Here is an 8,450-nt window from a genome sequence, read left to right as displayed (position 1 = left end):
GTTCTCTATCCATCATGTCACAATCCAGACAGAAGCTGTTCCGTGCACCGATGATCCGGTACTGCATCGCTGAATTGGCGATTTCCACCCTACGTCATCATCCACACTGCCATGCCGATCATCATCAGGTTTTCTGTCAATGAGACGAAGCCCAGCGGCACATTGCTGTCACCGCCGACGCAGGCGCATTTGAGTTCGCGCTTGTCGATATAGACTGCCTTGAAGACCGAGATGGCACCGATTGTGCCGATGAACAGCGCCACCGGTATCGAGAGCCAATGCAGCTGGCCGGAAACCATCAGCACGCCGGCCAAGCCCTCGGCGAAGGGATAGAGGGTCGCATAAGGCACCCAGCGCTTTGCCAACAGGTCGTAATTGAGGAACATCGTTGCGAACTTGTCGACATTCTGGAGCTTGAGCAGCGCCAGCACGCACATGCTGAAGGCAATAAACCACTCGGCCACGCGAACGCTCAGAGCCGTGCCATCGACCGCGATGCCAGCTGCCATCGCCATCGCTGCGGTCATGGCGAAGAGCGCGATTATCGGGCGGTAGCTGGTCGCATTGGGATCGGGGACCTTGATTCCGAAGAAGCGCCGCAGGTCGTCATGCCCACCAATCCGCTCACCATCGATGAAGGTCTGGGGTGTGGTTGCAACGCCGTGTTCAGCCTTGAACGCATCGGTTTGTTCGCGCGTGGTAAGGTGCCGATCATCCACTTTATAGCCGCGCGATTCGAGCAGGTGCTTGGATTTAAGGCCATAGGGGCAGGTGTGATTGGGCATGACCATGCGGTGGAGCACTGCGGTTTTTATGGCCTTGGGCATTGTGATTTCCTTTGAATCGCTACAATGCAGCCCATATAGGTTCCGTACCATGGTACGGGATCAAGGGCTAAAATGAAAATTGGTGAACTTGCCCGCGCAGGCGGGGTCAACGTCGAGACGATCCGCTATTATCAGCGGCGCGGATTGCTGGCGCAGCCTGCGCGGCATGAGGGGCCACGCCGCTACACGCGCAGCGATCTTGGCCGTTTGCAATCGATCCGCTCGGCGCAGACCGCCGGGTTCACGCTTGACGAGATTGCTACGCTGCTCGCTCTGGATGCTGGCGACCGGACAGCTGCGCAGGATCTGGCGCGCGTTCGGATCGCGGCGCTTGATGCGAAAATCGCCACGTTGCAAACCATGCGGGGAGCCCTCGTGAGGCTCGCCAATGACTGTGCGTCGGAACAATCCGGACCCTGTCCCATCATCGATGCTTTCAGCTTTGCGCAAGAAAATGCAGGATCGAAGGTGGCAACATGAGGGGTTTTTGCCGCGCCCGCGTATACTACGTCGAAGGAGCTTCTTGATGGACCTCGACACAAATCTCGCCCGACTGGCTAGGCTTCCCGTTCCGGATCTTTCCGCCCTTGACGGCGGAAGGCTGGCGGCCCGCGCGCAGAACGAGGTGCGGCAGACGCGGGCGATGCTCGGATTGGGGCTTGTGATGTCGCTTGGGATAGGGGTCGTCGGCGGGCTCCAAGTGCCGGCACGCGCCGAGGTGCCCCTGGCTGCCTTCGGTCCGCCTTCTTCGCTTACGCCCTTGATTGCACTGGGTCAGGAATGAACCTCCGTCGTATCGCCTTGGCGGCAGGCCTGATCATTGCGCTCGCGCTGGTCGGGGTGTGGCTTGGGCGCATGCTTCAACCCGCACCGCACCATGGTGGGGCTGAACTCCATGCCTTGATTCATGGTGAGCTCGACCTTGATCCGGCCCAGGAACAAGAACTGACCGCACTGGAGCGCCAGTTTGCTGCGCGGCGCGAGGCGCTCGAAGACCGGCTCAGGCGAAGCAATGCACTCCTCGGCGACGCCATCGCCGCCGAACATGAATATGGTCCCCGCGTTTCTGCGGCGGTGGACGATACGCATGATGCTATGGGGGATCTCCAGAAGGCGACGCTCGAGCATGTTTTCGCGATGCGGGCCATTCTTCGTCCCGATCAACAGGCGCGGTTCGATGCGGTGGTTAGCAAGAGCCTCGCTACACAGCCGCAGTGACCTCAGACAATCTGGATGTGGCGCTTATACGCGACGCGCGGGCTGGCCTGTCGGGCGCGCAACGTGCTCTCGTCGAGCGCTACCGTGAGACCGTGTACCGGCTTGCGCGCTCCGCGACGGGTGATCCTGAGGAAGCCTTCGATATCGCGCAGGAAACGTTCGTCGCGGCATTTGCTGCGCTGAACCGTTATGATCCCGAGCGACCTTTCAAGGCATGGATCAGCGCCATCACGCTCAACAAATGCCGGGACTGGGCTCGTCGCCGCGCGGTCAGGCGGTTTATCGGTCTGCCGATGCCCGAGCACACGGCGGACTGGATTGCTGATGATGCGCCTTCGGCGGAAACACTTGCTGCAGACCGCGCCGAGCTTGCCGCCACCGCCCGTGCGATCGCCGAGCTTCCAGCCATGCTGAAAGAGGTGTTGATTCTGTGCACGGTTGAGGGCCTGAGCCAGCAGGAGGCAGCAATGACGCTGGGCATCAGTGTCAAGGCGGTCGAGACGCGGCTTTCTCGCGCGCGTCAAAAATTGGTGGGCATTGTGAGGGGTAGCACGGACGCGCGCGTATAGAAGCGTATGAACAGTCCGAACCTTACACGACGTCACCTCATCGCCGCCCTTGGTGCGGGATCAGCCTTCGCTGCCATGCCGGCCTGGGCGCAGGGTCACAGCGTCCACCGCAGCGGCAGCCATGGGCGCGGCGGCCCGCGTATTCCTGCAGGCTTTGGCGAGCTATCAGGCGATGTCATCGACCTGACCGTTGGCAGCGGCCACCGCATTGTCGAAGGGCGGCGCGGCCCGGGCATTGCCGTCAATGGCAGTGTCCCCGGCCCGCTGATCCGGCTGCGCGAAGGGCAGAATGTCCGCCTGAATGTCACCAATAACCTGGAGACCGACACATCGGTCCACTGGCACGGCTTCCTTGTGCCGTTCCACATGGATGGGGTGCCCGGCATCAGCTTTCCCGGTATCAAACCGGGCCAGACCTTCACCTACGAGTTCCCCATCCGCCAGTCGGGCACCTATTGGTATCACAGCCATTCGGGTCTGCAGGAGCAATCCGGCCATTACGGCCCAATGATCATTGATCCGGCAGGGGCCGAGCCGGTGCAGTTTGATCGCGATTACATCCTGCTGCTGAGTGACTTCACCGTGCTCGACCCGCATTTCATCATGAGTCGGTTGCGCACAGGCGAAGGCTATTTCAACCGGCAGCTGAGCACTTGGACCGACCGATATCCGATGTCGGGCGAAGAACGGCGGATGTGGGCCGAAATGCGGATGATGCCGACCGATATCATGGATATTGGCGCGCCGACCTACACCTTCCTCGCCAACGGGCGCGGCCCGACCGAGGGGATGGAATATCTGTTCCGCGCCGGAGAACGCGTGCGGCTGCGCATCATCAACGGATCGGCGCAGAGCTTCTTCAATGTTCGCATTCCGGGCCTGCCAATGACGGTCATCGCTGCCGATGGCCAGAACGTGCGACCGGTCGAGGTTGATGAGTTCCAGATCGGCACCGCCGAGATCTACGATGTGATCATTACGCCGGGCAGCGACGAAGCCTATGCCATCGTGGCTGAGTCCATGGATCGTTCCGGCATGGCGCTGGCGATGCTGGCCAGTCGCCCCGGCGCGCGCGCTACGGTTCCGGCCTTGCGCGATCCGCCGCTGCTGACGATGGGCGATATGGGCATGAACCATGGTGCCGGTGGGATGGACCACGGCATGATGGATCACGGCGTGCATGCTGGCAGCGCTGCCGACGCTGCGGGAGCGGCGGATCATGCCGCCATGGGGCATGGTACAACCGCAGCGCCGGGTGACGACGCGATGGACGGGATGGCGATGGGCGGAATGAGCATGGACGGCATGATGATGCGAGACACCACGCTGCTGCCGCCTGACGTTGCGATTGGTCCGGGGATCGACATGGTGTCGATGGCACCGACGGACAAAATGGGCGATCCCGGCCTCGGCCTGCGCGATATGCCGCACCGCGTGCTCAACTATCGGATGCTCACCGCACTTGAGGCCAACCGGGACACGCGCGAGCCATCGCGATTGCTCGAACTCCACCTTACCGGCAACATGGAACGCTACATGTGGTCGTTCGACGGGCGGATGTATTCGGCCGTCAGCGATGTGCCGATCCGTTTTGCCTGGAACGAGCGGGTGCGGGTGAAGCTCATCAACAACACGATGATGGCGCACCCCATCCATCTGCACGGCATGTTCTTCGAGCTGGTCAACGGGGAAAGCGCTGCGCATCAGCCGCGCAAGAACGTTGTGATCGTGCAGCCCGGCGCCAGCGCGCAATTTGATCTCACCGCCAACGAGCCCGGCGACTGGGCATTCCACTGCCACCTGATGTATCACATGCATGGCGGGATGATGCAGACCGTGACCGTGGTCGGTCCGGGCGACGGAGCATGAGCGTGCGGTCTATCCTGTCAGCGGCCCTCCTCGGGAGCGCGTTGATCTCTGTCCCGGCCTTCGCGCAGCATCAAGGGCATGTGATGCCCGCGCCAGCGCCAGAGCCGACACCTGCTCCGGCTCCCGGCGATCCCCATGCCGGGCAAGGCATGCCGGCGGCGCCAACCGCGCCTGATCCTGCCGATCAGCATGCGGGGCACGTCATGCCTGAGCAGCCTGCGACTCCTGAGCCAATCGACCCTCACGCAGGGCATGACATGACGGGTGAGGCGGCTGCGCCTGCCGATCCGATGGCGGATATGGACCACAGCACCATGGATCACGTCATGATGGACGACGTTGCGTCGGCATCGCCTGGACCTGACATGGAAACCCCGCCGCCACCTGAGGCTGGAAGTGGTCCACCGCGCGCTGCCGATGCGATTTGGGGCGCCGACGCGATGCGGGCTTCGCGCGAGGATTTGCAACGCACCCACGGTGATTTTCCGGTCTTCTGGTTTCAGGGAGACCGGTTCGAAACGCAGGTGCGTGACGGTCGCGAGGGCTATCTGTGGGATCTTCAGGGCTACTATGGTGGCCCGACCAGCCGGCTCTGGTTCAAGAGCGAAGGTGAAGGCACATTTGGCGAACCGATTGAACAAGCCGAGGTTCAGGCACTCTACGCGCGTGCTATTGTTCCCTTCTGGGATCTGCAAGCGGGCGTGCGGCAAGACCTCGGTGGACCTGACACCACGCATGCAGTGATCGGCGTGCAAGGGCTTTCGCCCTATCAGTTCGAAGTCGACGCCGCCTTATTCCTGTCGCAGCACGGCGATCTGACCGCGCGGATTGAGGGCGAGGTTGACCAGCGCATCACGCAGCGTCTGATATTGCAACCGCGCGCCGAAGTGAATCTGTCGGCACAAGACATTCCGCGCCTCGGCATCGGGTCAGGCATCGACTCGGTCGAGGTCGGCGTTCGGCTGCGCTATGAATTTATCCGCGAGTTTGCCCCCTATATCGGAATCGAACAAAGCTGGCGCCTCGGCGGCAGCGCCGATTACGCCCGCGCACGCGGCGAAGATCCCAGCGTTACCAACTATCTTGTCGGCATCCGTTTCTGGTTTTGAAGGTAAGGAATACCCCATGAAATTCGCATCTCTCCTCGCCGCAATTGCCATGATCGCTGCGCCGCTTGCGGCCCCGTCGATCGCGCTTGCCCATACGCGCGTCGTGGCCTCGACTCCTGCTGAGGGCGCAACCGTTGCGCGCCCGCGGGCGGTGACCCTCACATTCAGCGAAGCTCTGTTGCCGCCGACCGCCGCCGCCAGCATCGTCATGACCGCGATGCCCGGGATGGCGAACCACGGCGAGATGGTGATCCGCAATTTCACGACGGCCTGGAGCAATGGCAACAAGACCATGACGCTCACCCTGCGACAGCCGCTGCGCGCCGGAACCTATGAGGTGCGCTGGCAGGCCGCCGGAGCCGATGGGCATCGCATGAACGGCACCGTCAACTTCATCGTCAGCTGACAACAGCGTGGGGAGTCTGGCCGAACAGGGGTTGCGATTTGCGCATTATGGCGCGCTGCTTTGCCTGTTCGGTTGGACGGCGTTTCGCTTGCTGAAGCTGCGGCACCTGGAGTGGGTGCCGCAGGATGAGGGCAGGGCTGCCCTGACCCTCGTCGCGATTTCTGCGCCGCTGTTATCAGTCGCGCTGATGCTGGTGTCGATTGCAGCAATGATGGGCGCGCCGATTGCTTCGCTCGACTGGCCGATGATCGAGGCCATGATCATCGGCACCGAAATGGGCATGGCGTTTCTGATACGCTTGGCCCTGCTGATTGTCGGCCTTTGCGCGTTGATGACAAGCCGAGCAGGTAGGCCAACTTCGTTGATCGCGGCCTTGTGCTTCGCTGGCGCATTGCTGACGCTTAGCTGGAGCGGCCATGCGGCTGCAACCGAAGGCGGATTGGGCCTGTTTCACCGATTGAACAATGGCGTTCATCTGCTGGCGACCAGCCTGTGGCTGGGTGCCATAGCCTGGTTCCTGATGCTTACGGTCAAAGCCCATCGGCAGCGCGAGCTCATCCCTGCCTTGCCGCTGCTTCGCGTGATGCACGGGTTCGCGCCGTTGGGCGTCGGCCTGGTTGCTGCAGCTGCACTGACGGGCGTGATCAACGCGCAGTTGATCTTTGGACTGGAGAACAGCGTTGCGGTTTTGACCACGCCTTATGGGATTTTGCTGATCGCCAAAGTCCTGTTGGTTGGCATGATGCTGGCGTTCGGCGCGCACAACGCCCGGATCGGACGACGGGCGGCCGTGAAAGGCGAGAGCGACAAATCGGAGCCCTCAATCACTTTATCGCGCCTTCGTAGGAGCCTGGCAGGCGAGTTGATGATGGCGGTCGGAGTGATTGGACTGGTTGCCGTGCTGGGAATGTTGTCACCGATGACGATGTAACCAAGAAACTGATCGAAGGAGGTAGAGGCGATGATCGAGGGTAAAATGATACAGCTGACAGGGCGACGTGCTGCGTATCTCCTTGGCATTGCAGCGATCGGATTGAGTCTGACGGCCGCGCATCCGGGGCCGCATGTCGCGCCGCGAACGCCCGCTTCGGCAAATCCGGGAGCGCCGGTCGATGCGGCAACACCCGTCGGCACCGTTATGGCCTTCCACGCAGCACTTGCCAGCGGCGATACGGACACCGCGCTGACGCACCTCGCTGAAGATGTCATGATTTTTGAATCTGGCGGCGTTGAAAATAGCCGCGCCGAATATGCCAGCCATCATCTGGAGGCCGACGCTGCCTTCAGTGCCGCGGTGCCTCGAACCTTGGTCAGCCGGACGCATGGGATGCAAGGCGATATGGCGTGGGTTATGAGCGTCGAAACGGTGACCGGGACGTACCGCACGCGTGCGATCAACAGCCGATCGGTCGAGACGATGATGCTCAGACAGGTGAATGGGCAATGGCGTATCGTGCACATCCACTGGTCATCGGCCGATATATCCTGACTGATCTTCGCTTCAGATATGGCAGGAACTATGAGGTCTCAACCAAGATGATTCATCCTTGAGCAATACGTGCGAAGACCAAAAATACGCGCCTCAAGCAGCCGCGATCTCGCCCGCTGGTCATTGAAGACATTGGAAAAATCTGGGTGATCCTGATTATTGGTGATAATGCGACCGGAGAGAAGATGATAAAGGTCGCAAAGCCTTATGATCGAAGTGCGTCAGCTCAGATTTGCGGTAGCCACCGCCGATGCCCAGAATTTCTCACGCGCCGCCGAAGCAATGCGCATCAAGCAATCGACCTTGAGCAGACGAATAGCCGCCCTGGAAGCGCGCCTCGGGATCAAGCTCTTCGAACGAAGCACGCGCGGCGCGATACCGACCGAACAAGGCAAGGCGTTCCTCAGTGTTGCCCGGCGCATTCTCACCGATATCGACAATCTTCAGACGACAGCCCGCGCCGTCAGCTATGGCGAGGAAGGCAGGATCGCGGTCGGCTTTTGTGCGTCCCTGATGGCCGGCAATATGCGCGCGACCATTGGCGAATATATGCGGCGTCACCCCGACATTCAGTTTGACGGGATCGAGGCCGATCCCGAGCGGATGCTCAGCGACCTGAAGGCACGGATCATTGACGTGGCTCTGATGCCGTCAGACGCACACGACGCTGGCATCTCGCGGCGCTCCGCCTGGTCGGAGCGATTGCTTGTCGCTTTGCCGAAAGACCATCAACTGGTCATGTCGGACCGGCTTCACTGGAGTGATTTGCGCCGACAAGTTTTCGTGCTGCCCAGCCAAGGCGTGGGACCCGCCATGGCCCGAACCCTGAAGCGTCGATTGTCAGATCAGGGCTATCGTGCCCACCTGATCATGCAAGACACAAGTCTGTAGATTTCCGCTGAGAAGTGACCCGGTAGGGGCATAAATTTCCATTGAGAATTGACCCATGTTTGAACCCGCCCC

The 8,450-nt window shown here is 61.2% G+C and carries 11 protein-coding genes; 10 read left to right on the top strand and 1 reads right to left on the bottom strand.

The window, feature by feature from the left end; all coding sequences use genetic code 11:
• Positions 1-89: 89 nt before the first annotated feature.
• Complete coding sequence (locus AC0QC4_RS16580) at positions 90-827, bottom strand: MauE/DoxX family redox-associated membrane protein (protein WP_483661201.1); 738 nt, start codon at positions 825-827, stop codon at positions 90-92.
• A 72-nt stretch (positions 828-899) separates the two neighbouring features.
• Here AC0QC4_RS16580 and AC0QC4_RS16575 point away from each other — a divergent pair, with 72 nt between their 5' ends.
• The 10 genes from AC0QC4_RS16575 (at position 900) to AC0QC4_RS16530 (ending at position 8,378) form a co-directional block, all read left to right on the top strand.
• The gene (locus AC0QC4_RS16575; RefSeq protein WP_483661200.1) at positions 900-1,307 is read left to right on the top strand and encodes a MerR family transcriptional regulator; all 408 of its coding nucleotides are present in this window, start codon (positions 900-902) and stop codon (positions 1,305-1,307) included.
• Positions 1,308-1,353: 46 nt separating this feature from the next.
• Complete coding sequence (locus tag AC0QC4_RS16570) at positions 1,354-1,611, top strand: hypothetical protein (protein ID WP_166546491.1); 258 nt, start codon at positions 1,354-1,356, stop codon at positions 1,609-1,611.
• A complete protein-coding gene (locus AC0QC4_RS16565) occupies positions 1,608-2,045 on the top strand; it encodes a Spy/CpxP family protein refolding chaperone (protein WP_166546492.1) in 438 nt (145 codons plus the stop codon). The genes AC0QC4_RS16570 and AC0QC4_RS16565 overlap by 4 nt, the downstream gene beginning before the upstream one ends.
• The gene (locus AC0QC4_RS16560) at positions 2,042-2,614 is read left to right on the top strand and encodes an RNA polymerase sigma factor (protein WP_166546493.1); all 573 of its coding nucleotides are present in this window, start codon (positions 2,042-2,044) and stop codon (positions 2,612-2,614) included. The genes AC0QC4_RS16565 and AC0QC4_RS16560 overlap by 4 nt, the downstream gene beginning before the upstream one ends.
• 6 nt (positions 2,615-2,620) lie before the next feature.
• On the top strand, positions 2,621-4,483 hold the full coding sequence (locus AC0QC4_RS16555; protein WP_483661199.1) for a copper resistance system multicopper oxidase: 1,863 nt from the start codon (positions 2,621-2,623) through the stop codon (positions 4,481-4,483).
• 257 nt (positions 4,484-4,740) lie between these two features.
• Complete coding sequence (locus AC0QC4_RS16550) at positions 4,741-5,592, top strand: copper resistance protein B (RefSeq protein ID WP_483661198.1); 852 nt, start codon at positions 4,741-4,743, stop codon at positions 5,590-5,592.
• Between the two features lie 16 nt (positions 5,593-5,608).
• On the top strand, positions 5,609-5,998 hold the full coding sequence (copC, locus tag AC0QC4_RS16545; RefSeq protein ID WP_066544464.1) for a copper homeostasis periplasmic binding protein CopC: 390 nt from the start codon (positions 5,609-5,611) through the stop codon (positions 5,996-5,998).
• A gap of 7 nt (positions 5,999-6,005) precedes the next feature.
• Complete coding sequence (gene copD, locus AC0QC4_RS16540; protein ID WP_483661197.1) at positions 6,006-6,929, top strand: copper homeostasis membrane protein CopD; 924 nt, start codon at positions 6,006-6,008, stop codon at positions 6,927-6,929.
• 30 nt (positions 6,930-6,959) lie between these two features.
• A complete protein-coding gene (locus AC0QC4_RS16535; RefSeq protein ID WP_483661196.1) occupies positions 6,960-7,487 on the top strand; it encodes a YybH family protein in 528 nt (175 codons plus the stop codon).
• 207 nt (positions 7,488-7,694) lie between these two features.
• Positions 7,695-8,378 carry a LysR family transcriptional regulator gene (locus AC0QC4_RS16530; RefSeq protein ID WP_483661195.1) on the top strand — a complete coding sequence of 228 codons (684 nt, stop codon included), beginning with the start codon at positions 7,695-7,697 and terminating at the stop codon, positions 8,376-8,378.
• Positions 8,379-8,450 lie beyond the last annotated feature (72 nt).

The sequence above is a fragment of the Sphingomonas sp. jy18 genome, from assembly GCF_056931895.1.
The sequence above is the reverse complement of the archived record's forward strand: the minus strand, read 5'-3'. Positions and strand labels throughout refer to the sequence as shown.